The 22,441-nt window shown below is 70.6% G+C and carries 22 protein-coding genes; 15 read left to right on the top strand and 7 right to left on the bottom strand.

Annotated features, from left to right (window positions below):
- The first annotated feature begins 41 nt into the window (after positions 1-41).
- Positions 42-2,084 carry an NAD(+) synthase gene (locus AU194_RS26080; RefSeq protein WP_059092174.1) on the top strand — a complete coding sequence of 681 codons (2,043 nt, stop codon included), beginning with the start codon at positions 42-44 and terminating at the stop codon, positions 2,082-2,084.
- 67 nt (positions 2,085-2,151) lie between these two features.
- Here AU194_RS26080 and AU194_RS26075 read toward each other — a convergent pair whose 3' ends face one another.
- Both AU194_RS26075 and AU194_RS26070 read right to left on the bottom strand, forming a co-directional pair.
- Complete coding sequence (locus AU194_RS26075; RefSeq protein WP_059092173.1) at positions 2,152-2,982, bottom strand: enoyl-CoA hydratase/isomerase family protein; 831 nt, start codon at positions 2,980-2,982, stop codon at positions 2,152-2,154.
- A 23-nt stretch (positions 2,983-3,005) separates the two neighbouring features.
- The gene (locus tag AU194_RS26070; RefSeq protein WP_059092172.1) at positions 3,006-3,863 is read right to left on the bottom strand and encodes a ribokinase; all 858 of its coding nucleotides are present in this window, start codon (positions 3,861-3,863) and stop codon (positions 3,006-3,008) included.
- A gap of 72 nt (positions 3,864-3,935) precedes the next feature.
- On the opposite strand from AU194_RS26070, the gene AU194_RS26065 reads away from it, so the two are divergent.
- Genes AU194_RS26065 through AU194_RS26055 form a run of 3 tightly spaced genes read left to right on the top strand, consistent with a single transcriptional unit; the run spans position 3,936 to position 7,525 of the window.
- Positions 3,936-5,183 carry a glutamate-5-semialdehyde dehydrogenase gene (locus tag AU194_RS26065; protein ID WP_059092171.1) on the top strand — a complete coding sequence of 416 codons (1,248 nt, stop codon included), beginning with the start codon at positions 3,936-3,938 and terminating at the stop codon, positions 5,181-5,183.
- Positions 5,184-5,198: 15 nt separating this feature from the next.
- Entirely contained in the window at positions 5,199-6,083 is an 885-nt protein-coding gene (locus AU194_RS26060; RefSeq protein ID WP_059092170.1) for a MoxR family ATPase, read from the top strand.
- A complete protein-coding gene (locus tag AU194_RS26055; protein ID WP_059092169.1) occupies positions 6,083-7,525 on the top strand; it encodes a VWA domain-containing protein in 1,443 nt (480 codons plus the stop codon). Before AU194_RS26060 ends, AU194_RS26055 begins: the two co-directional genes overlap by 1 nt.
- An 82-nt stretch (positions 7,526-7,607) precedes the next feature.
- On the opposite strand, the gene AU194_RS26050 is transcribed toward AU194_RS26055, so the two are convergent.
- The 4 genes from AU194_RS26050 to AU194_RS26035 are packed head-to-tail and all read right to left on the bottom strand — an operon-like array spanning position 7,608 to position 13,166.
- On the bottom strand, positions 7,608-8,849 hold the full coding sequence (locus tag AU194_RS26050) for an NAD(P)/FAD-dependent oxidoreductase (RefSeq protein ID WP_059092168.1): 1,242 nt from the start codon (positions 8,847-8,849) through the stop codon (positions 7,608-7,610).
- Positions 8,846-10,234, bottom strand: a complete 1,389-nt coding sequence (locus tag AU194_RS26045) for an NAD(P)/FAD-dependent oxidoreductase (RefSeq protein WP_059092167.1) — start codon at positions 10,232-10,234, stop codon at positions 8,846-8,848. Before AU194_RS26045 ends, AU194_RS26050 begins: the two co-directional genes overlap by 4 nt.
- Positions 10,231-11,667 carry an FGGY family carbohydrate kinase gene (locus AU194_RS26040; protein WP_059092166.1) on the bottom strand — a complete coding sequence of 479 codons (1,437 nt, stop codon included), beginning with the start codon at positions 11,665-11,667 and terminating at the stop codon, positions 10,231-10,233. Before AU194_RS26040 ends, AU194_RS26045 begins: the two co-directional genes overlap by 4 nt.
- Positions 11,667-13,166, bottom strand: a complete 1,500-nt coding sequence (locus AU194_RS26035; protein ID WP_059092165.1) for an amino acid permease — start codon at positions 13,164-13,166, stop codon at positions 11,667-11,669. The genes AU194_RS26040 and AU194_RS26035 overlap by 1 nt, the downstream gene beginning before the upstream one ends.
- A gap of 126 nt (positions 13,167-13,292) precedes the next feature.
- Here AU194_RS26035 and AU194_RS26030 point away from each other — a divergent pair, with 126 nt between their 5' ends.
- From AU194_RS26030 to AU194_RS25990, 9 genes are all read left to right on the top strand, one after another.
- On the top strand, positions 13,293-14,048 hold the full coding sequence (locus AU194_RS26030) for a GntR family transcriptional regulator (RefSeq protein WP_059092164.1): 756 nt from the start codon (positions 13,293-13,295) through the stop codon (positions 14,046-14,048).
- Positions 14,049-14,097: 49 nt separating this feature from the next.
- On the top strand, positions 14,098-14,700 hold the full coding sequence (gene nadD / locus AU194_RS26025) for a nicotinate-nucleotide adenylyltransferase (RefSeq protein WP_255374848.1): 603 nt from the start codon (positions 14,098-14,100) through the stop codon (positions 14,698-14,700).
- Positions 14,701-14,710: 10 nt separating this feature from the next.
- Positions 14,711-15,076: a ribosome silencing factor gene (gene rsfS, locus AU194_RS26020; protein WP_059092162.1), complete on the top strand. Its 366-nt coding sequence runs from the start codon at positions 14,711-14,713 to the stop codon at positions 15,074-15,076.
- A complete protein-coding gene (gene gpgP, locus AU194_RS26015) occupies positions 15,073-15,753 on the top strand; it encodes a glucosyl-3-phosphoglycerate phosphatase (protein WP_059092161.1) in 681 nt (226 codons plus the stop codon). The genes rsfS and gpgP overlap by 4 nt, the downstream gene beginning before the upstream one ends.
- On the top strand, positions 15,740-16,474 hold the full coding sequence (octT, locus tag AU194_RS26010) for a diglucosylglycerate octanoyltransferase (protein WP_059092160.1): 735 nt from the start codon (positions 15,740-15,742) through the stop codon (positions 16,472-16,474). The genes gpgP and octT overlap by 14 nt, the downstream gene beginning before the upstream one ends.
- A gap of 2 nt (positions 16,475-16,476) precedes the next feature.
- Positions 16,477-17,313: a DegV family protein gene (locus tag AU194_RS26005; RefSeq protein ID WP_059092159.1), complete on the top strand. Its 837-nt coding sequence runs from the start codon at positions 16,477-16,479 to the stop codon at positions 17,311-17,313.
- Between the two features lie 97 nt (positions 17,314-17,410).
- Positions 17,411-17,734 carry a helix-turn-helix transcriptional regulator gene (locus AU194_RS26000; RefSeq protein WP_059092158.1) on the top strand — a complete coding sequence of 108 codons (324 nt, stop codon included), beginning with the start codon at positions 17,411-17,413 and terminating at the stop codon, positions 17,732-17,734.
- Positions 17,731-18,204, top strand: coding sequence for an SRPBCC family protein (locus tag AU194_RS25995; RefSeq protein ID WP_059092157.1), 474 nt, complete (start codon positions 17,731-17,733; stop codon positions 18,202-18,204). Before AU194_RS26000 ends, AU194_RS25995 begins: the two co-directional genes overlap by 4 nt.
- Positions 18,201-18,824, top strand: coding sequence for a maleylpyruvate isomerase family mycothiol-dependent enzyme (locus AU194_RS25990; protein ID WP_059092156.1), 624 nt, complete (start codon positions 18,201-18,203; stop codon positions 18,822-18,824). Before AU194_RS25995 ends, AU194_RS25990 begins: the two co-directional genes overlap by 4 nt.
- A 71-nt stretch (positions 18,825-18,895) precedes the next feature.
- Here AU194_RS25990 and AU194_RS25985 read toward each other — a convergent pair whose 3' ends face one another.
- Complete coding sequence (locus AU194_RS25985) at positions 18,896-19,945, bottom strand: dihydrodipicolinate reductase (RefSeq protein ID WP_059092155.1); 1,050 nt, start codon at positions 19,943-19,945, stop codon at positions 18,896-18,898.
- A gap of 143 nt (positions 19,946-20,088) precedes the next feature.
- Between AU194_RS25985 and AU194_RS25980 the strand changes: the two genes are divergently transcribed.
- Positions 20,089-20,892 (top strand): ComEA family DNA-binding protein, encoded by an 804-nt coding sequence (locus AU194_RS25980; protein ID WP_059092154.1) that lies wholly within the window; start codon positions 20,089-20,091, stop codon positions 20,890-20,892.
- Positions 20,889-22,433, top strand: a complete 1,545-nt coding sequence (locus AU194_RS25975; RefSeq protein ID WP_059092153.1) for a ComEC/Rec2 family competence protein — start codon at positions 20,889-20,891, stop codon at positions 22,431-22,433. Before AU194_RS25980 ends, AU194_RS25975 begins: the two co-directional genes overlap by 4 nt.
- Positions 22,434-22,441: the final 8 nt, after the last annotated feature.

Raw genomic sequence — 22,441 nt, 5'->3', positions numbered from 1 at the left:
CGCTTGCATACCCCGCGACGATTGCGGGCAACAATGTGGGCATGGATTTCTATTCGGCGTACCGGCACGGGTACGCGCGCATCGCCGCGTGCACGCACCACACGTTCATCGCCGACCCGAAGGGCAACGCCGAATCCGTGCTGCGGATGGCCCGCGACTGCCATGAGGACAGCGCCGCGCTGGCGGTGTTCCCGGAGCTGACGCTGACCGGGTATTCGATCGAGGACATCGTCATGCAGGACGGTCTGCTCGAGGCCGTCGAGGCCGCGCTGCTCGACATCGTGGCCGAGTCGACCGATCTGCTGCCGGTGCTGGTCGTCGGTGCGCCGCTGCGCTACCGGCACCGGATCTACAACACCGCGGTCGTCATCCACCGCGGGCAGATCCTCGGGGTCGTCCCGAAGTCCTACATCCCCAACTACCGCGAGTTCTACGAGAAGCGGCAGATCGCCGCGGGCGACGAGGAACGCGGGGAGATCCGGCTGGGTGGCCGTGAGGTGCCGTTCGGGCCGGACCTGCTGTTCGAGGCCGTCGACCTGCCCGGATTCGTCCTACACGTGGAGATCTGCGAGGACATGTGGGTGCCGATCCCGCCGAGCGCGGAGGCCGCGCTGGCCGGTGCGACGATCCTGGCCAACCTGTCGGGCAGCCCGATCACGATCGGCAGGTCGGAGGACCGGTGCCTGTACGCCCGCTCAGCATCGTCGCGGTGCCTGGCCGCCTACGTGTACGCGGCGGCGGGCGAGGGGGAGTCGACGACGGACCTGTCGTGGGACGGGCAGACGATGATCTGGGAGAACGGGCTCTGCCTGGCCCAGTCGGAGCGGTTCCCCAAGGGGGAGCGCCGGTCGATCGCCGACGTCGACCTGCAGCTGCTGCGCAACGAACGGCTGCGCATGGGCACCTTCGACGACAACCGCCGCCACCATCTGATCGACGAGGACTCGTTCCGCCGGGTCGAGTTCACGCTCGACCCGCCGAGCGGCGACATCGGGTTCTACCGCGAGGTGGAGCGGTTCCCGTTCGTGCCCGCGAATCCCGAACGGCTGGAACAGGATTGCTACGAGGCGTACAGCATCCAGGTCGCGGGCCTCGAACAGCGGCTGCGCGCCCTGGACTACCCGAAGATCGTGCTCGGCCTCTCGGGCGGCCTGGACTCCACGCACGCGCTCATCGTGGCGGCCAAGGCGATGGACCGCGAGGAACGGCCCCGCAGCGACATCCTCACGTTCACCCTGCCCGGTTTCGCGACCGGTGACCGCACCAAGAGCAACGCGACCCGGCTGGCCGAGGCGCTCGGGGTGACGTTCGAGACCATCGACATCACCGAGACGGCACAGCTGATGCTCAAGGAGATGGACCACCCGTTCTCCCGCGGTGAGAAGGTCTACGACGTCACGTTCGAGAACGTGCAGGCCGGTCTGCGCACCGATTACCTGTTCCGCCTTGCCAATCAGCGCGGCGGCATCGTGCTCGGCACCGGTGACCTCTCGGAGCTGGCGCTGGGCTGGTCGACCTACGGGGTGGGCGACCAGATGTCGCATTACAACGTCAACGGCGGCGTGCCGAAAACCCTGATCCAGCACCTCATCCGGTGGGTGATCTCGTCCGGGCAGTTCGATGACACGGTCAATGAGGTGCTGCAGTCGGTGCTCGACACCGAGATCAGCCCGGAACTGGTGCCCGCGGGTGAGGACGAGGAGATCCAGAGCAGCGAGGGCAAGGTGGGACCCTATGTGCTGCAGGACTTCTCACTGTTCCAGGTGCTGCGCTACGGGTTCCGGCCCTCGAAGGTGGCGTTCCTGGCGTGGCACGCCTGGAGCGACGTCGACCGCGGCGACTGGCCGCCGGGGTATCCGGACAGCAAGCGGCCCAGTTACACGCTCGCCGAGATCCGGCACTGGCTGCAGGTGTTCGCCCAGCGGTTCTACTCGTTCAGCCAGTTCAAGCGGTCCGCACTGCCCAACGGCCCCAAGGTGTCCGCGGGCGGCTCGCTGTCCCCGCGCGGCGACTGGCGGGCGCCGTCGGACATGTCGGCGCGGGTCTGGCTCGACGAGATCGAGAGCGCGATCCCGAAGGACTGATCGCCGAGACTGCGGTGAGGGTCTCGTCCACCGGCGTGTCGCCGCCCTCACCGCAGTCTCGACGGGGCTACAGCCGCCCGTCGATCCGCAACCCGGGGTGCACCCACTCCGGGGAGCGCCGCTCCTTGAACGCCATGAACCCCTCGATCGACTCGGGCGCGCCCAGGCTGGCCTGCATCCCGATCCGGTCGTAGAGGCCGATGTAGTTGTCCAGGCTGGACTTGATCACCGTGCGGGCATGCGGTGCGGTGCGGCAGCACTGCGCCAGCACCTCGCGGGCGGCGTCGGCCAGGTCGTCGTGCGGCACCACCCGGGCGACCATGCCCCAGTCGAGCGCCTCGGCCGCCGACAGCGTGCGGCCGGTGAACATCAGATCGCGCGTGCGCACCGGCCCGATCAGGCGCGCCAGCATGTGGCTGTAGTAGGTGTCGGCGATTCCGCGGTACAACTCGGGCACCCGGAACGTCGCACGGTCGCTGACCACGGCGATGTCGGCGCACAGCGCGATCTGCAGACCGCCGCCCTGGCAGAGCCCGTTGACCGCCGCCACGACGGGTTTCGCGGACTGGCGCAGCGTGTCGAACGGCAATGCGTCCATACCCAGCGCCGCACCGAAGGTCAGCCAGTTGTCCGCACCGCCGCCGCCCATGTCGCCGCCGGGCGCGAACACGTCACCGGTACCGGTGATCAGCAGGCCCGCGAGGTCCGGATCGGTGCCGACGTGGTTCACCGCGTACTTGATCCCGAAGTACATCGCCGGGGTCATGGCGTTGCGCGCCTCGGGCCGGTCGAGCGTGCACACCCCGAACGCGCCTTCGCGGGTGAACCGCAGAAACGGTGTGCCCAGCCAGTCGCCGTCCGGCGGGCGCGGGGTGTGCTGCTCAGTCGTCGTGGTCATTGCGCTCCTGTCATCTTCTTCTGTCATCTGAGGGCGTCGTCGATCGCTTCCGCGGTGGGGGCGCAGTCCCCGGCGCCGGGGACCAGCGTGGCCAGGGCGCCCGCCGTGCACGCCCGGCGCAGTGCGTCCTCGTGTCCGGTGCGCCAATGCGCGGCCAGCACGCCGGCGAACACGTCGCCTGCGCCGGTGGTGTCCACGGCTTCCACCGCGGGCGCCGGGATGTCGAACCGTTCCCCGTCGCCGAGATAACTCGCGCCGCGGGGGCCGCGGGTGATCACCAGATGCGGTATCGGCCAATGCCATTCGGCCGCCTCGGCCTGGTTGACCACCACCACGTCGGTCGCCTCGGCGAGCCGCAGCAGTTCGTGGGGCGGTGCGCCGGCGGGGGAGGCGTTCACGATGACCACCGCACCCGCCTCGCGCGCCACCCGCGCCGCGTCGTTGGCCGTACCGAGCGGGATCTCCAGCTGGATGAGTACGACATCCGCGGCTCCGATCACTCCGCGCACGGCCGCCGACGCCACGCTCAGATGGGCGTTGGCGCCGGGTGCGACGACGATCGCGTTCTCGGCGGCCGCGTCGACCATCACCACCGCCGAACCGCTCGGGCCGGGCACCGTCACCACGCCGTCGAGTCCCACCCCGTTCTCCCGCAGGTGCGCGCGCAGCAGACCGGCCGCCGGATCGTCGCCGAGCGCCGCCACCAGCTGAACGTCGGCGCCGGCACGCGCCGCGGCGACCGCCTGGTTGCCGCCCTTGCCGCCGGGGGCCGACGACATCGCCGACGCCAGCACGGTCTGCCCGGGCCGGGGCAGCGACGGCACCGCGAAACGCAGATCGGCGTTCACACTGCCCACCACGCAGACTTGCGCCGCCGCCATGGGCCCAACGCTAAACCAGCGGGGCCGTGCAGCGCCGTCAAGTGGGCGTGTCGGTTTCGATACGCTGGACCGATGAGTGTGCACGCCCCCGATGCCGTCGACCTGCGCACCGAGGTCCACGACGCCGCCCGCCGGGCCCGCGTCGCCTCGCGCGCGCTGGCGACGCTGTCCACCGAGACGAAGAACCGCGCGCTGCGCGCGGCCGCCGACCGGATCCTGATGGATGCGCACCTCATCATCGCGGCCAACGAGCGCGACCTCGAGAAGGCGAAGGCGGCCGGCACTCCGGAGGCCATGCTCGACCGGCTGGCACTGAACCCACAGCGCATCGACGGTGTCGCGGCGGGCCTGCGCCAGGTGGCGAGCCTGCCCGACCCGGTCGGTGAGGTGTTACGGGGTAACACGCTGGTCAACGGGCTGCAGCTGCGTCAGCAGCGGGTGCCGCTCGGTGTGGTGGGCATCGTCTACGAGGGCAGGCCCAACGTCACCGTCGACGCCTTCGGGTTGACGCTGAAATCCGGTAACGCGGTGCTGCTGCGCGGCAGCTCGTCGGCGGCGCACTCCAACGCCGCGCTCGTCGACTCACTGCGGGCGGCGCTGCTCGGCGAGGGACTCGACGCCGACGCGGTGCAACTTCTGCCCAGCCACGACCGGGCCAGCGTCACCCATCTCATCCAGGCCCGCGGGCTCGTCGACGTGGTGATCCCGCGCGGCGGGGCCGGTCTGATCGACGCCGTCGTGCGCGACGCCCAGGTGCCCACCATCGAGACCGGCGTCGGCAACTGCCACGTCTACGTGCACGCCGCGGCCGACCTCGACATGGCCGAGACCATCCTGCTCAACGCCAAGACCCGGCGGCCCAGCGTGTGCAACGCCGCCGAATCGGTGCTCGTCGACGCCGCCATCGCCGACGTCGCGGTGCCGCGGCTGACCAAGGCGCTGACCGACGCCGGGGTGACGGTGCACGCCGACCCCACCGACGAGGAACTGCGCGCCGAATTCCTGTCGATGGACATCGCGCTGGCCGTGGTCGACGGGGTCGACGCCGCCATCGCCCACGTCAACGAATACGGCTCCGGGCACACCGAGGCCATCGTCACCGCCGATCTCGCTGCCGCACAACGCTTCACCGAACGTGTGGACGCCGCGGCGGTCATGGTCAACGCGTCGACGGCGTTCACCGACGGCGAGCAGTTCGGATTCGGCGCCGAGATCGGCATCTCCACCCAGAAGCTGCACGCCCGCGGCCCCATGGGTCTGCCAGAATTGACCTCGACCAAGTGGATTGTGTGGGGAGACGGCCACACCCGCCCTGCCTGAAACAGGAGAAGTGATTTGAGCGTCCCCGCACGCCCGGCGCCGCTGTTCGCCGACATCGACGATGTCGCGCGCCGGCTGGCCGAGACCGGCTACCTGGCCGACACCGCGACGGCCACCGCCGTCTTCCTCGCCGACCGGCTGGGCAAGCCGCTGCTGGTCGAAGGGCCCGCAGGTGTCGGGAAGACCGAACTCGCCCGCGCGGTCGCGCAGGCCACCGGGTCGGGGCTGGTGCGGCTGCAGTGCTACGAGGGCGTCGACGAGGCCCGCGCGCTCTACGAGTGGAACCACGCCAAGCAGATCCTGCGGATCCAGGCCGGTCATCAGGGGACCGGTGACTGGGACCAGACCAAACTCGACGTGTTCAGCGAGGAGTTCCTGCTGTCGCGGCCGCTGCTGACCGCGATCCGCCGCTCCGAGCCGACGGTGCTGCTCGTCGACGAGACCGACAAGGCCGACATCGAGATCGAGGGTCTGCTGCTGGAGGTGCTGTCCGACTTCGCGGTGACCGTGCCGGAGCTGGGCACCATCAAGGCCGAGCGCACCCCGTTCGTCGTGCTGACCTCCAACGCCACCCGAGAGCTGTCCGAGGCGCTCAAACGGCGCTGCCTGTTCCTGCACATCGACTTCCCCGACCCCGACCTGGAACGGCGCATCCTGTTGTCGCGGGTTCCCGAACTGCCCGAGCGGCTGGCCTCGGAGCTCGTGCGCATCATCGGGGTGCTGCGCGGGATGCAGCTCAAGAAGCTCCCGTCGGTGGCCGAGACCATCGACTGGGGCCGCACCGTCCTGGCGCTGGGCATGGACACCATCGACGACGCGATGATCGCCGCCACGCTCGGTGTGGTGCTCAAACACCAGTCCGACCAGCAACGCGCCGCCGGAGAGTTAAGGCTCAACTGATGCCGCCGCGCCGCGTCCGACCGCCCCAGCCGCTCGCCCCGCACGGGATCCCCGGCCACCTGGTCGAGTTCGTCGAGGCGCTGCGCAAACAGGGCATCTCGGTGGGTCCGTCGGAGACCGTCGACGCCGGACAGGTGATGACGGTCCTCGGGCTCGGCGACCGGGAGGCGCTGCGGGAGGGCATCGCGTGCGCGGTGCTGCGGCGCCCGGATCACCGCGACACCTACGACGCACTGTTCGATCTGTACTTCCCGGCCGCACTCGGCGGCAAGACGGTGCTGGCCGACGAGGAGACCGACAGCGACGAGCCGGGGCTGCCGCCCGAGGACGTCGAGGCGATGCGCGAGGCGTTGCTCAAGCTGCTCAACGACAACCCCGACCTGGCCGAGATGGACGAACGGCTGACCGCGATGATCGCCCAGATCGTCGAGGCCTACGGCCGCTACAACTCCAGCCGAGGACCGTCGTACTCGTCGTACCAGGCGCTCAAAGCGATGAGCCTGGACGATCTGGAGGGCCGGCTGCTGGCCGGGCTGCTCGCCCCCTACGGCGACGAGCCGACGCCCACCCAGGAGCAGATCGCCAAAGCCATTGCTGCGCGGCGTATCTCGCAGCTGCGCAAGATGGTGGAGGGGGAGACCAAACGGCGGACGGCCGAGCAGTTGGGTCGCGACCACGTGCAGATGTACGGGGTGCCGCAGCTGGCCGAGAACGTCGAGTTCCTGCGCGCCTCCGGCGAACAGCTGCGTCAGATGCGCCGCGTGGTCGCCCCGCTCGCGCGCACGCTGGCCACCCGGCTGGCGGCGCGGCGGCGCCGTGCCCGCGCCGGGGAGATCGACATGCGCAAGACGCTGCGCAAATCGATGTCGACCGGGGGTGTGCCGATCGACGTCGTGCTCAAGAAGCCGCATCCCGCGCGCCCGGAACTGGTCGTGCTGTGCGACGTCTCGGGCTCGGTCGCCGGGTTCAGCTCGTTCACGCTGATGCTCGTTCACGCACTGCGCCAACAGTTCTCGCGCGTTCGCGTCTTCGCGTTCATCGACACCACCGACGAGGTCACCGAGATGTTCGGTCCCGAGGCCGATCTCGCGGTCGCCGTCCAGCGCATCACCCGCGAGGCCGGGGTGTACACCCGCGACGGCCACTCCGACTACGGCAACGCGTTCGTGTCGTTCATGCACAAGTACCCGGCCGCGTTGTCGCCACGCAGTTCGCTGCTGATCCTCGGCGACGGTCGCAACAACTACCGCAACCCGGAGACCGATCTGCTGGCGCGGATGGTCAACGCCAGCCGCCACGCGCACTGGCTCAACCCCGAGCCCAGGCACCTGTGGGGCAGCGGCGACTCGGCGACGCCGCGGTACGAGGACATCATCACCATGCACGAGTGCCGCTCGGCCAAACAGCTGGCCGCGGTGATCGACCAGCTGCTTCCCGTCTAGGTCAGTACAAGCGCGACCAGACACAGATTCGCGTGAATCCACGCCGGATCACACGAATCTGTGTCTGCTCGCGGCCGGAAAGTCAGGCGAACGACACCGTCACGTCGCCGCCGTGCGGATCGGCGTCGGCGACCAGTGACCACGGTGCACGGTAGACGCGGCCCGGTGCCGCGGGCCAGGCGGTGCGCGCCGTCGCCAGCGTGCGGCCGTCCTGTACCGCGCGCAGTTTCGGCAGCCGCCGATACTCGTCGACCCAGAACAGCAGATCGCCACGGGCGGACGTCCCGCCACTCGGCGAGACCAGTTGCGGGGCGACCCACCTGAAGGGCGCCTCGGTGCGGATGCGCACACCGGCCGCCGGTGCGTCGCGTTGCCGCAGCCACGTGCGGACCGCGGCGGCCACGTGGCGGCCGTCGAGTGCGGCGCCGTCGGCGGTGTCGACCGGGTGCAGCAGGTTGCCCGCCGCGAAGACGCCGGGAGCGCTGGTGCGCAGCGCCGCATCCACGACGGGACCGCGCGTGCCCGCGTCCATCACCAGCCCACCGGTGCGGGCGAGTTCGTGGTCGGGGATCCAATCCCCGGTGAACACCACGGTGTCGCAGTCGATCGTCGTGCGTGCGCCGGTGCCCAGATCCTCGACCGTCACGCCGTCCACCCGGTCCTTGCCGTGGATGCTGACCAGCCGGCTGCGGGTGAGCACCGGCCCGTCCATCAGCGCGCGGCCCGGCAGCCGGAAGGCCGCGTACGCCTCGCCTTTCGGATACCTGGTCACCATGGCGACCGTGGCGCAGCCCGCCTCCCGCAGCGTGAGCACCGCCGACCAGCTCACGAGTTCGGCGCCGACGACCACCGCGCGCGTGCCGACCGACGCGTGATGCATGTGGACGAGGTTCTGCAGTTGCCCGGTGGTGTACACCCCGTCGGGCCGGTCCCCGGGGATCAGCCGGGCCGGGCGCGGGCGTTCCCGCGCGCCGGTGGCGAGCACGACCGCGTCGGCCGACACCGTCCGCACCCCGCGCGGTGTGGTGACCTCGAGCAGTCGCTCACCGGCCCAACCGGTCACCATCGCCTCGGTCTCGAGCATCGCGCCCGCGTCGAGTGCCTGCGCGGTGAGCCGGCGGGCGTAGGCCGGTCCCGAGATGAACCGCCGCAGATCCCGCATCCCGTAGCCGGGATGGTCGCTGTGGCGGGGGATGCCACCGGTCTGCGCTTCGCGTTCCAGGACGAGGGTGTCGACGTGCGGGGCGAGCGCCGCGGCCGCGGTCAGACCCGCCGGACCGCCGCCGATGATCACCACGGGCACCTTCTGCGTCGGCGGGGTCATCGGACCGCCGCCCGCGACTCCAGCAGCGTCTGGGTGTGCGCGCCACAGTAGAAGCCCTGGCAGCGGCCGTTCATCACCCGGGTGCGCCGACGCAGCCCGTCGAGGTCGGCGGGCGGGATCGGCGAGGCGAACGCATCGCGAATCTCCCCGGCGGTGACGCGTTCGCAGAAGCACACGATCCGCCCGTAGGCCGGGTCGGCGGCGATGCGGTCGGCGTCCTGGTAGGGGCGTATCCCGATCTCACCGATGTTGGGCATGCGCGGCGGATCGGGCAGATCCTCGCGCGGGGTGAGGTCGAGGTCGGTGCCCGCGAGCAGCTCGGTGACGTACTCGGCGATCGCCATCCCGGACGTCAGACCGGTCGAGCGGATACCGCCGACGAGGACGTAGCGGTGCGGTGCGTCGAGGTCGATCAGGTAGTCGTCGGAGTCGATCGCCGCGCGCAGCCCCGCGTAGCTCGCGGTCACCTCCTCGTCGAACAGCTTGGGCATCAACGCCCGTCCCTTGTCGATGAGGAACTCGAACCCCTCCTCGCTCGTGTTGGTGGCGGTGCGGTCGGTGAGGTTCTCCGAGGTGGGTCCCACCATCACGTTGCCGTAGATGGTCGGGCTGACCAGCACGCCCTTACCCCGCGACGAGGGCACCGCGAGCACGATCAGCGGCACCATCGGCCGGGCCAGCTTGTCGAAGACGAGCAGTTCCCCGCGGCGGGGGGTGACCGTGAACCGGTGGTGGCCGAACTGTTCGTCGAGGTGGTCGGCGCCCAGGCCCGCGGCGTTGATCACCCAGCGGCCGTGCACGTCACCCGCCGTCGTCCGCAGGGTGGTGTGACCGTCGACAGAATCAACCTGCAGCACACGGGCATTGCGGATGAGGCGGACACCGCGCTGGACGGCGTCGGTGGCCAGCGCGAGGTTGGTGGTCCAGGTGCAGATGAGCGACTCGCCGGGAACGGTGAGCCCGGCCAGCGCACCGGGTCCGAGGTCGGGCACCAGGTCGTACACCCGTGCGGCGTCGACGATCTCGCATTCGGTGTAGCCGTTGCGCAGGGCCTTGTCCCGTAGCCCGGGCAGCGCGTCGCGTTCCTCGTCGGTCCAGGCGACCAGCAGTGCTCCGGTCCGTTCGACGGGGATACCGGTCTGCTCGGCGTACTTGCCCAGGAGTTCGTAGCCGCGCGCCACGAGCGTCGACTCGAGGGTGCCCGGTTTCGCGTCGAATCCGGTGTGCAGCAACGCCGTATTGGCCTTGCTGGTGCCGTCGCCGACGTCGGCGCGGGCCTCCAGCAGGGTCACCGACGAACGGGTGCCCGCCAGCGCGCGGGCGATCGCACTGCCCACGATGCCGGCGCCGACCACGACGACGTCACTGACGTCGGGGGTGCTCACTTGGTCTCTCCTTGGTTGTGCAGGGTCGATTCGGCCGCGCGCCGCCACCGGCCGAGGTAGTCGGCGGCGCGGTCGGCCGACCATCGGGGTTCGTAGGTCTGGGTGGGCGTCCAGGTGCCGACGGCCTGCGCCGGGGTCAGCGCGGGATCGAGCGCCAGGCGGGCACATGCGGCGGCGCCCAGTGCGGTGGCGTGCAGGGAAGGGTAGACGTCGACCGGAACCTGCGCGAGGTCGGCCTGCGCCTGCATCAGCACCGCCGACCGGGTCAGTCCGCCGTCGACCCGCAATCGGTGCAGCGGGCGCCCGAGGTCGGTGCCCACCAGGTCGGCCAGCGCGGTCACCTGGGCGGCGATGCCCTCCAGCAGCGCCCGCACCAGCTGACCCCGCCCGCTGGACAAAGTCATCCCGGTGAAGGACGCCGTCGCCGCCGAATCCCACCACGGCGCGGCCAACCCCGCCAGCGCGGGGACACACAGCACGCCGTCGCTGGATTCGGCTGCAGCACTGTCGAGTTGGTCGGCGGCGGGCACCAGCCCGAGCTCGACCGCCCACCGCACCGCCGATGCCGCGGTGTAGACCTGCCCGTCGGCGCAGTAGGCGGTCCGCCCGCGCAACCGCCACGCCACCGACGTCGTCAGCCCCGACGATGACAGCGCGGGGCGGTCACCGAGCTGGGCCAGCAGGAACGCGCCGGTGCCGTAGGTGCACTTGGCCGCGCCCGGCTCCAGACAGCTTTCGGCCAGCAGCGCGGCCTGCTGATCGACGATCAATCCGGCCACCGGCATCGTCGGCCCGAAAACGTCCGTCTCGCCGACCATCTCGTCGCAGTCGGTGATCGTGGGCAGGGCCTCGCCGGTGAGGCCGAACAGGTCCAGGAGCTCGTCGTCCCAGGTGTGGGCGTCGAGCGCGGTGAGCAGGGAGCGGCTGGCCGTGGAGGCGTCGGTGACGAACGCGCCGCACAACCGGTGCACCAACCAGGTGTCGGTGGTGGTGACGACCCCGCCGCGGGTCAGATTCGCCCGCAGCCACGCCATCTTGGGCGCCGAGAAATACGGGTCGAGCACCAGCCCGGTCCTGTGTGCGATCCGGTCCGCCGAGCCGGCCAGGGGTGCGCACACCGATTCGGCCCTGCGGTCCTGCCACACGATCGCCGGGGTGAGCGGGCGCCCGGTGTCCCGGTCCCAGGCCAGCACCGTCTCGCCCTGGTTGGCCAGCGCGACCGCCGCCACGGGAACCCCGGCCTGCGCGACCGCCTGCCGGCCCGCGTCGACCACCGACTGCCAGAGGACCTCCGGATCCTGTTCGACGGCCCCGCCGGCGAGGTACTGCGGCCGCAGCCCCACCTCGGCGACCGAGACGACGGCCCCCGATGCGTCGGCGACGATCGCCTTGGTGCCCGACGTGCCCTGGTCGATGGCGAGCAGGTGGGTCATCAGTCCTTCGCGGCCTCACGGTCGAGTTCGGCGTCGATCGAGTGCATGTCGGGCATCGACAGCCCGTGCCGCCCACGGGTCGCCAACAGGTAGCCCAGGTACACCGCACCGATCACGACCATGACGATGACGTATGTCCACGCCTCCTTGAAACTCGAGTCGCGGAACAGCGCCAACTCGAAGACCAACCAGACCACCGCGACCGCCACCACTGGTATCTCCCACGCTCCCAGGTCGAATTTCCCGTTGACCGGCAACGACTTCCGCTTGAGCAGGTAGAGCACGACGGTGGAGGCGTACATCACCGCGGGCAGCAGCGTGGCCGCCCCGAACAGCGTGAAAAGCGCGGTCTCCGAACGCTGGAAAACCGCGAGGATCAGTTGTGCGACGACGAAGTAGAGCACCGCGGCCTTCAGCGGGGTGTGGAACTTCGGCGACACCTGACCCCACAGCTGCCAGCCGGGGAACCGCCTGTCCCGCGACATCGCCCAGGTGAGCCGCACGCCGGTGATCATGATGACCAGACCGCACGCGAAGATCGCGAGTACCACCATCAGCAGCAGCAGTGTGGCCACCACCGATCCGAGGGTGTTCTCGATGACGTCGGCGATCGGCGTGCCGGACTCGGCCAATGCGATCGGGTCACCGGCGGCCAGTGTGACCGCGACGATGAACAGGAACCCCAGCACGCCGGAGGCGAGGACCGCCTGGCACATCGCGCGCGGCACCACCCGCTCGGGATCGTGGGTCTCCTCGGCGAGGTTGGCGGCCGACTCGAAACCGACGATGGTGAACGCGCCGAGCAGGAAGCCGAGCATCCACGGGCCCGCCGAGGTCCAGTCGCCGAAGCTCCAGAACCCTTCGGCCGGGACGGCGCCCTTGCTGAACAAATTGCCGAAGTCCATGTCGCCGCGGATCGCGGCGACCACCAGGAGCAGCACCGTCAGCGCGACCATGCCGATCAGTTCCAGCGTGACGAAGCTGTTGTTCACCCGTTCCGCCCACGGCGTCGACAGCGCCACGAGCAGGAACTGCAGCACCAGCACCGCGGCGGTGATCAGCCACGCGATCGTCGCCGTGCTCTCGTAGTGCAGCAGGACCGGCAGGATCGTCGAGGCGATGGTGTAGTCGACCGCGCACACCACGATGGCCAGGAACGTGAACGAGATCCAGCCGATGATCCACCCCAGGATCGGGTTCGCCAGCCGCGACATCCACTGGTAGTGGTACCCGGTCACCGGGATCCGGGAGGCCAGCGCGCCGAGGACGAACGCGACGGCCAACTGGCCGACGACCGCGATCGGCCACGTCCAGATGCCGACGGGACCCGAGGAGTTCAGCACCGATCCGTAGGTGGTGAAGATGCCGGTCGCGATCGAGACGAACGCGAACGCGACCGCGAACGATGCGAAGCGGCCGGTGCGGCGCTCCAGGGATTGTGCGTAGCCGAACTGCGCAAGGTCGGCGGCGTCACCGCCGGAGGGGACCGTGCCGGACATAGCTCCTCCAGTTGGTATAGACCATGTGGTTGAACCGAAGTATGAATGTGACACACGTCATCGTCAACCCAGGTAACCGAACCTTCACACCGGCGTGGCCGGGACCACGGGCGCTACGCTTCTCCCATGCCTGCCGCCGCGAGGAGAGCTCCGTCGCAGGGCGGCGACCAGCCGCGCTACCTGGCGATCGCGGCGGAGGTACGCGACCGGATCGCCACCGAACAGCTCGGACCGCACACGCTGCTGCCCTCGGAGCGCGAACTCGCCGAGCAGCACAGCGTCAGCCGGATGACCGCCCGTCAGGCGCTGTCCCTGCTCGAGAGCGAGGGTGTGGTCTACCGCAAACCGCCGCGCGGCACGTTCGTCGCCGAACCCCGGGTGCGGTTCCACATCGGCAGCTTCTCCGAGGAGGTGTCCCGGCTCGGGCGCCGCCCCGCCGCCCGCCTGCTGTGGGCCGAACGTCAGCACCCCACGCCGGCGGTGCAGCTCGCGCTCGGGTTGGCCGACGGGGCCGCGGTGCACGTCTTCCACCGGCTGCGCAGTGTCGACGACGCCCCCGTCGCACTCGAGACGACGTTCCTGCCCGCCGACCTCACCCCGGGGATTCTCGACACCCCGGAGGAGGGGTCGCTGTGGGCGGTGTTGCGCGACCGCTACGGGATCCGGCTGGCGCGTTCGACGGCGGTACTCGAGTCGATCGTGCTCGACGACGCCTCGAGCTCGCAGCTCGCGGTGCGGGCCGGGTCGGCGGGCACGCTGCTGACCCGCACCACCGAGGACGAGACCGGCCGCTGCGTGGAATACGCGCGCGACGTCTACCGCGCCGACCGCGCTGCCTTCGAGGTCTCCGAGGTGCTCACGGTCGACCGCACACCGGTCTGACCGGCGCCGCGCTGCCGTAAGCTCGCTGTTCGTGCAACCGCGACGCAGGCTGGGCGTGATGGGCGGGACGTTCGATCCCATTCACCACGGGCACCTGGTTGCCGCCAGTGAGGTGGCAGATCTGTTCGAGCTCGACGAGGTCGTGTTCGTGCCGACCGGCCAGCCCTGGCAGAAGCATGACCGCCGGGTCACCGCACCCGAGGACCGGTACCTGATGACGGTGATCGCCACCGCGTCCAACCCCCGGTTCTCGGTCAGCCGGGTCGACATCGACCGCGGCGGCCCGACCTACACCAAGGACACGCTGCAGGATCTGCACGCGGCCAATCCCGACGCCGACCTCTACTTCATCACCGGCGCCGACGCGCTGGGCTCGATCCTGTCGTGGCAGAACTGGGAGGACATGTTCTCCGTCGCCCGGTTCGTCGGGGTCAGCCGACCGGGCTACGAGCTCGACGGCAGCCACATCTCGGCCGCGCTGCGGGAACTCCCCGACGATGCGCTGTCGTTGGTAGAGGTGCCGGCACTGGCGATCTCGTCGAGCGACTGCCGCAAGCGCGCATCCGAGGCCCGGCCGATCTGGTACCTGGTGCCCGACGGGGTCGTGCAGTACGTCACCAAACGCCGGCTCTACCTACCGTTCGAAAGCTGAGGACATCCCCATGACCGCCACCGACGAAGCCATCCAGATGGCGACCGTGGCCGCACGCGCGGCGTCGGCCAAACTCGCCGACGACGTCGTGGTCATCGACGTCTCCGGCCAGCTCGTCATCACCGACTGCTTCGTGATCGCCTCGGCGAGCAACGAACGCCAGGTCAACGCGATCGTCGACGAGGTGGAGGAGAAGATGCGGCTGGCCGGCCACAAACCGGCCCGCCGGGAGGGCACCCGCGAGGGCCGCTGGACGCTGCTCGACTACGTCGACATCGTGGTCCACATCCAGCACACCGACGAGCGCAACTTCTACGCACTGGACCGGCTGTGGCGGGACTGCCCGACGGTACCGGTGGAACTGGACGCCCCGTGAGGGTGCGGCGGCTGGTGCTGCTCCGGCACGGGCAGACCGAGTTCAACGCGGGCCGGCGGATGCAAGGCCAGCTCGACACCGAACTGTCCGAACTCGGCCGGGAGCAGGCCGTCGTCGCGGCCGAGGCCCTGGCCAAACGGCAGCCGCTGCTCATCGTGTCCTCGGATCTGCGGCGTGCGCTGGACACCGCCGTCGCACTGGGCGAGCGCGCGGGGTTGCCGGTGTCGGTCGACACCCGCCTGCGCGAGACGCATCTGGGTGACTGGCAGGGGATGACCCACCTCGAGGTCGACGAGGTCGCCCCCGGGGCTCGGTTGGCCTGGCGCGACGATGCGCGGTGGGCGCCGCACGGAGGCGAGAGCCGCGTCGACGTGGCCGCCCGCAGCCGACCGTTGGTCGCTGAACTCGTTGCCGGACAGGGCGATTGGGGTTCGGACGCCGACGGTCTGGAACCGGACCGGCCGATCGTGCTGGTCGCGCATGGCGGTCTCATCGCCGCGCTGACCGCGGATCTGCTGGGCTTGCCGGTGGACAACTGGCCGGTGCTCGGCGGGATGGGCAACGCGAGCTGGGTGCAGCTGTCGGGACATTCGCAGCCCGACGCCGGACTCGACGACATCCGCTGGCGGCTCGACGTGTGGAACGCGTCCGCGCAGGTCGGCCATGACGTCCTCTAGGCGGACGCTGCTGGTCTTCGCCGATTCGCTGGCCTACTACGGCCCGACCGGCGGACTGCCCTCAAACGATCCCCGGATCTGGCCGAATCTCGTTGCCACACAACTCGGCTGGGATCTGGAGCTGATCGGGCGCATCGGCTGGACGTGCCGCGATGTGTGGTGGGCGGCCACCCAGGATCCGCGGGCATGGGCGGCGCTGCCGCGCGCCGGTGCGGTGGTCTTCGCCACCGGCGGGATGGATTCGCTGCCGTCGCCGTTGCCGACCGCGCTGCGCGAACTGATCCGCTACGTGCGGCCGCCGTGGCTGCGGCGGTGGGTGCGCGACGGATACGGCTGGGTGCAGCCGCGGCTGTCCCCGGTCGCACGGCCGGCGCTACCCCCGCATCTGAGTGCCGAGTACCTCGAGATGACCCGCGGGGCGATCGACTTCAACCGTCCGGGCATCCCGATCGTCGCGTCGTTGCCGTCGGTGCACATCGCCGAGACCTACGGCAAGGCCCACCACGGCAGGGCGGGCACCGTGCGGGCGATCACCGAATGGGCGTCCGAACACGGCGTCCCGCTGGTCGACCTCGAGGCCGCCGTCGCCGACGAGGTGCTCGGTGGCCGCGGAAACCCCGACGGCATTCACTGGAACTTCGAGGCGCATCAGGCCGTCGCGGACCTCATGCTCAAGGCGCTCACCGAAGCCGGTGTGCCACAGGACCTCCCGGATAGCTGACCATGGCCGTGGTGGTGGTGACCGACGCCTCCTGCCGGCTGCCCGCCGAGGAGTTGGCGCGCTGGAACATCCGGCAGGTGCCGCTGCACGTGCTGGTCGATGAGAACGATCTGCGCGACGGGGTCGACACGATCCCCAACGACATCCACGAGCGTGCCCACGTCACGACCGCCGGTGCCGCGCCGGGGGAACTCGCCAAGGTCTACCGGCGCGCGCTCGCCGACAGCGAGGGCGACGGGATCGTCGCGGTCCATCTGTCGGCGGCGCTGTCGAGCACCTTCAGCTCGGCGGTGACCGCGGCGCGCGAGTTCGGATCGGCTGTACGCGTGATCAACTCGCGGTCGGCGGCGATGGGTGTCGGATTCGTCGCACTGGCGGCGGCGCGGTGCGCGGGCACCGGCGCGGACCTCGACGCGGTGGAGGCGGCCGCGCGTGCGACGGTGCCGCGCGGTTCGGCGTTCATCGTGGTGCACAGGCTGGACAATTTGCGGCGCAGCGGCCGGATCGGCGCGACGTCGTCCTGGCTGGGCACGGCGCTGGCACTGAAACCGCTCCTGCGCATCGACGTCGACGGCAGACTCGAACTCGCGCAACGCATCCGGACCGCGTCGAAGGCGCACGCCGCGCTGGTGGATCAGGTGGCCGATGTCGTCGGCGACCGTCGCGCGGCCATCGCTGTGCACCACGTCGACAACCACGACGCCGCCGACGCGATCGGGGCGGCGCTCACCGAACGGCTGCCGCAGATCGAGACGCTCACCGTTGCCGACATGGGGCCGGTGCTGGCGATCCATCTCGGCGCGGGCGCGGTCGGGGTGTGCGTCAGCCTGTCGACCTGATCTGCGCCGAGACTACGCTAGTTGACGCTTCCACCCGCACTTTGCGTCAACAACCGTAGTCTCGACGAGGCGATCGGTAAGTGGTAACTTACGGTTCGTGGCCACTTACCGAGTTGGCGATGCCTGGGAGGCGATGGCGGACGGCACGCGGCGTTCGATCGTGGAGCGGCTGGCCCACGGGCCGTGCGCGGTCGGCGAGCTCGCCCGTGACCTGCCCGTGAGCCGGCCCGCGGTGTCCCAACACCTCAAGGTCCTCAAGCGGGCTGGTCTGGTCCACGACCGCCCGGACGGCACCCGCCGCGTCTACCACCTGGACCCGTCGGGCCTCGACGCGATGCGCGCCGAGCTCGACAGATTTTGGACGCGGGCGCTGGCCGGCTTCAAGGAACTTGTCGAAAATCCAGAACGGGGCGACACATGAATGCACTGCCGTCGAACACGATTCGGCACGAGGTCACGGTCGAGGCGCCGCTCGAGCGTGCGTTCCGGACCTTCACCGAGCGCTTCGGCGCGTTCAAACCCCGCGAGCACAACCTGCTCGCCGTGCCGATCGCGGAGACCGTCTTCGAATGCCGCGTCGGCGGCCACATCTATGACCGCGGCGTCGACGGGAGCGAATGCCGGTGGGCCCGCGTGGTGGCCTATGAACCGCCGAATCGGGTGGTGTTCACGTGGGACATCGGACCGACCTGGCGCGTGGAGGCCGATCCCGAACGGACCAGCGAAGTGGAGGTGCGATTCATCGCCGAGACAAACGAGCGCACTCGCGTCGTACTGGAGCACCGCCACCTCGACCGGCACGGCGACGGCTGGGAATCCGTCGCAGCGGGCGTGAACGGCGACGGGGGGTGGCCGCTCTACCTCAGGCGCTACCGGGAGGTGGCGACGTGACGGCGCCTGCCCCGCTGACCGAACTCGCGCGCCGCGAGCGGGCGGACCTCGCCGAACTCCTCGCCACACTGACACCCGAGCAGTGGCAGGCGCCCAGCCTGTGTACCGAGTGGACGGTCAAAGACGTTGTCGCACACGTGGTGTCGTACGAAGAGCTCGGTGTCGCGGGTTTCCTGTTGCGGATGGTCAGGGGCCGCGTCACCCGCGCCAACCAGGTCGGAGTCGACGAGTTCACGCATCTCTCCGAACGTGAACTGTTGGCATATCTCAGGGCGCACCTCGACCCGTCGGGGCTGACCGCACGGTTCGGCGGGATGATCGGTTTCGTCGACGGGACGATCCATCACCAGGACATCCGGCGTGCGCTGGACCGGCCGCGCACCATACCGGCCGACCGGCTGTCGCGGATCCTCCCGCTCGTACCCGGAAACCCGCGGCTCGGAGCGGGCCGCCGGATCCGCGGTCTGCGGCTGCGTGCCACCGACGTCGAGTGGGTGCACGGCGACGGGCCGGAAGTGGCCGGCCCCGGTGAGGCGCTCCTGATGGTGATGGCAGGACGGCCCGCCGCACTCGAAGACGTCTCGGGCCCGGGTAAAGCGACGCTGGCGCAACGCCTTTGACCGCCGACACTACGCTTGTTGACGCTCCCACCCGCACTTTGCGTCAACAACCGTAGTCTCGGCGCACAGATTCAGCGCAGCCGGCCGGTGACCGGCGGCAGATCCTTGAGCGTCACGATCCCCGGCGGCGCGGCCACCACCGCAGGCACGGCATTGGTCACCGGCATCGCGGTGTAGATCATCCCGAGGCCCATGAAGCCCGGTTCGGTCCAGTCCCGCGGCGGCAGGCAGTGCAGCACGGTGCGCATGTTGGGCAGCCCGAACACCTGGATGACATGGCCGTGTTCGAGCGGCTTCGGCGGTGTGACATGGTTGCCCATGGTCCAGTTGAAGCCGACGCTGACGACGTTGCGGTCGCCGACCCAGCCGCGGTGGTAGCCGTACACCCCCGCGACGGTGCCCGCCGGGATCTGCATGAACCCGAGATCGGAATCGCCCGTGGCGGTGGAGAACTCGACGTCAAACGTCATCCGGTCGAGCGTCGCGCCGATCGCATCGGCCATCATCGCCGCCGATTCGGCGAACACCTCGCTCTCCCGGCGCACGCTCTCGGCCAGGCCGGGCGTCTCGGGGTCCTGTGAGAAGCCCATCGCGGTCTGGGTGCCCGCCGACTCGTAGGTCGAACAGTCCACCGACTCGGTGATCCGGATCTCGTCCACCCGCTCGCAGCAGCCGGAGAGCACCATGCCCACCATGTTCGTGACGCCCGGGTGCGCGCCGCTGCCGAAGATCGTGGAATTACCTGCTGCGCAGGCCTTTCGGATGCGGTCGATATCGTCGGGTGACTGTTTGCCGCCGGTGATCCACGCTGCGCTCGAGCACACGTTGACGCCGGCCTCCAGCAGCCGCGTCAGCTCGTCGATGTCGGGCCACAGCGGGTTGTAGCAGCACGCGTCGGGCCGCAGCGCGATCAGCGCGTCGATGTCGTCGGTGGCCGTGACGCCGGTGGGCTCCGGCCAGCCCGCCAACTCGGCCGCGTCCACCCCGATCTTCTCGGCGCCGTGGGCGTAGACACCCACCAACTCCATGTCGGGGCGGCCGATGATCGCGTGCAGGGAGCGCCTGCCGATGTTGCCGGTCGTCCACTGGATCACGCGTAGCGGCCTGGTCGGTGTGGTCACGGGCGAGCCTCCTCGTCGGGTCTGCGGGTCGCTTCGACCCTAGGACCTGAGCGCCATCCACAGCGCCGTGTTCATCCACAGCCCCGCCCGAACGGGCGTCGACGGCAGCCGATCTGACGGGCGGCGTCCCTACCGTCGGGCGCATGCGGACCGAAGAGCCGGCCGAGCGGCTGAACCGCCGATTCGGCGCCGACGAAGAGAGCGGACACGACGAGGCGCGACCCGACACCGCGCTGTCGCGGTGGCTGCCCGAGTCCACCGCGACGGACAAACCGGGATGGTTGGCGACGGTCCGGGGAGATCCGGGACGCGCGGGCGTGATCGGACTAGCCGCCGTGGGGGTGCTCGCCGTGCTCGTCACGGTGTTCACACTGTGGCGTGACGACCCGCCACCGGTGGTCGCGGCGAAACTGCCCGAGGTCGAGATGGTGTCGTCGGCGTCGGCGAAACCGGGCCAACCCCCACCGGACCAGGAGGTGGTGGTCAGCGTCGTCGGGCTGGTGCACCGGCCGGGGCTGGTGACGCTCACCCCGGGTGCGCGGATCGCCGACGCGCTCGAGGCGGCCGGGGGAGCAGTGGACGGGGCCGATCTCCTCGGCCTCAACATGGCGCGCCGTGTCGCCGACGGCGAACAGATCATCGTCGGCATCGCGCCCCCCGCCGGTAAGCCGGCCGAGATGGGCAGTTCGACGACCGGCCAGGACACCGGCCCCTCGGCACCGTCGGCAGCGGCGCCCGCCGACCGCGCGTCGGGGGAGCCGGTCAACCTCAACACCGCGACCGTCGAACAACTCGACACGCTGCCGGGCATCGGCCCGGTCACCGCCGCGGCGATCCTCGCCTGGCGCGACGCCAACGGCGCGTTCACCAGCGTCGACCAACTCGGCGACGTCGACGGTATCGGCCCGGCCCGGCTGGCCAAACTGCGTGACCTGGTCCATGTGTGAGCGAGGAGGCGGCACCGCTCGACCTCCGGCTCGTCCCCGCGGCGGCGACGGGCTGGGCGGTGACCGCGGCCGGGATCCAGTGGCATACGGCCGCGGCGGTGCTGGTGCTGTTGGCGGGGGTGGCGGCGACGGCCGGGGTCGCGGTGTGGGGCAGCACCGAGGCGACGGTCGCCGCGGCGCTGCGGTCAGCCGGTGCGGGTGTCGCGGCGGTCGCGGTGCTGGGTGGGGCGTTCACCCTCGCGGTGACCGTACGGGCCGATCACGTCGAGCACCACCCGATCGTCACGCGCTACGGGTCGACGGCCGCGGTGGTCGTGACGCCCGGCGACAGTCCTCGGCCGATACGCGGCGGCCGGGTGATGTTCCGCGGAGTACTGCACTCGATCGACGGGCGTCCGTCTTCCGGGCGAGTGGTGGTTTTCGCGTCGGCGCACGGGTTCTCGGACGTGAACGCGGGCCGCCCGGCCGCCTTTCGGGCGCGCATCGGCGAACCGACCCGCCGCGATCTCAGCGTCGCCGTGCTGTCGGCGACGGGTGAGGCCACCGTCGGGACCGCCGCGGCACCGCAGCGGATGGCGCAGCATATCCGGACCGGATTCGCCGACGCCGCACGGGGGGTGCTGCCGGTCGAGCAGGCGGCCATGCTGCCCGCGCTCGTCCTCGGTGACACCGCCGCGGTCCCGCCGGACACCGCCGCGGACTTCCGCACATCGGGGCTGACGCACTTGACCGCGGTGTCGGGCGCGAACGTGACGATCGTGTGTGGGGCGGTGCTACTGAGTGCCGCGCTGGTGGGTCCACGCGCGGCGGTGGTGCTGGCCGCTCTGGCGCTCATCGTCTTCGTCGTGGTCGTGCAGCCCGAGGCGAGTGTGCTGCGCGCCGCGGTGATGGGCGCCATCACGCTGCTGGCGATGGTCACCCCCCGCCGCAGGCAGGCGATCCCCGCGCTGGCCGCCAGCGTGTTGGTGCTGCTGACGGTCGCGCCGGAACTGGCCGTGGACGCCGGTTTCGCGCTGTCGGTGGCCGCGACGGCCGGGTTGGTGGTGATCGCCCCGGTGTGGTCGCGGCGGATGACCGCGCGGGGGTGGCCCAAACCGGTGGCGGACGCCGTCGGCATCGCGCTGGCGGCGCAGGTCGTCACCGCGCCGCTGGTGGCCGGCATCTCGGGACGGGTCAGCCTGGTGTCGGTGCTCGCGAATGTGGTTGTGGCGCCGGTGATCCCGCCGATCACGGTCATCGGGACCGCGGCCGCGGCGCTGTGCCAGCTGTGGCCGGCCGGGGCGGGCCTGCTGATCCGGTTCACCGGACCGCTGCTGTGGTGGCTGTTGCGGGTCGCCGGGTGGGCGGCGGGGGTGCCCGGGGCGTCGGTGTCGGTGCCGTCCGGGTGGGCCGGCGTCGCGGCGGTCGCGCTCGGCGGGATCGGGCTGGTGGTGCTGTGGCGGTGGCGGTGGGTGCGGGTGGTCGCCGGGGCGGCGCTGCTGTGTCTGGTGGCGTGGACGGTGTCCGGCCACGCCGCGCTCGGTGGTGTCGGCGCCGCGTGACACCATTT

Source organism: Mycobacterium sp. GA-2829, assembly GCF_001499965.1.
Taxonomy (GTDB): Bacteria; Actinomycetota; Actinomycetes; order Mycobacteriales; family Mycobacteriaceae; genus Mycobacterium.
Note: the sequence above shows the minus strand (reverse complement) of the source record. Positions and strands in the feature narration are given on the sequence as shown.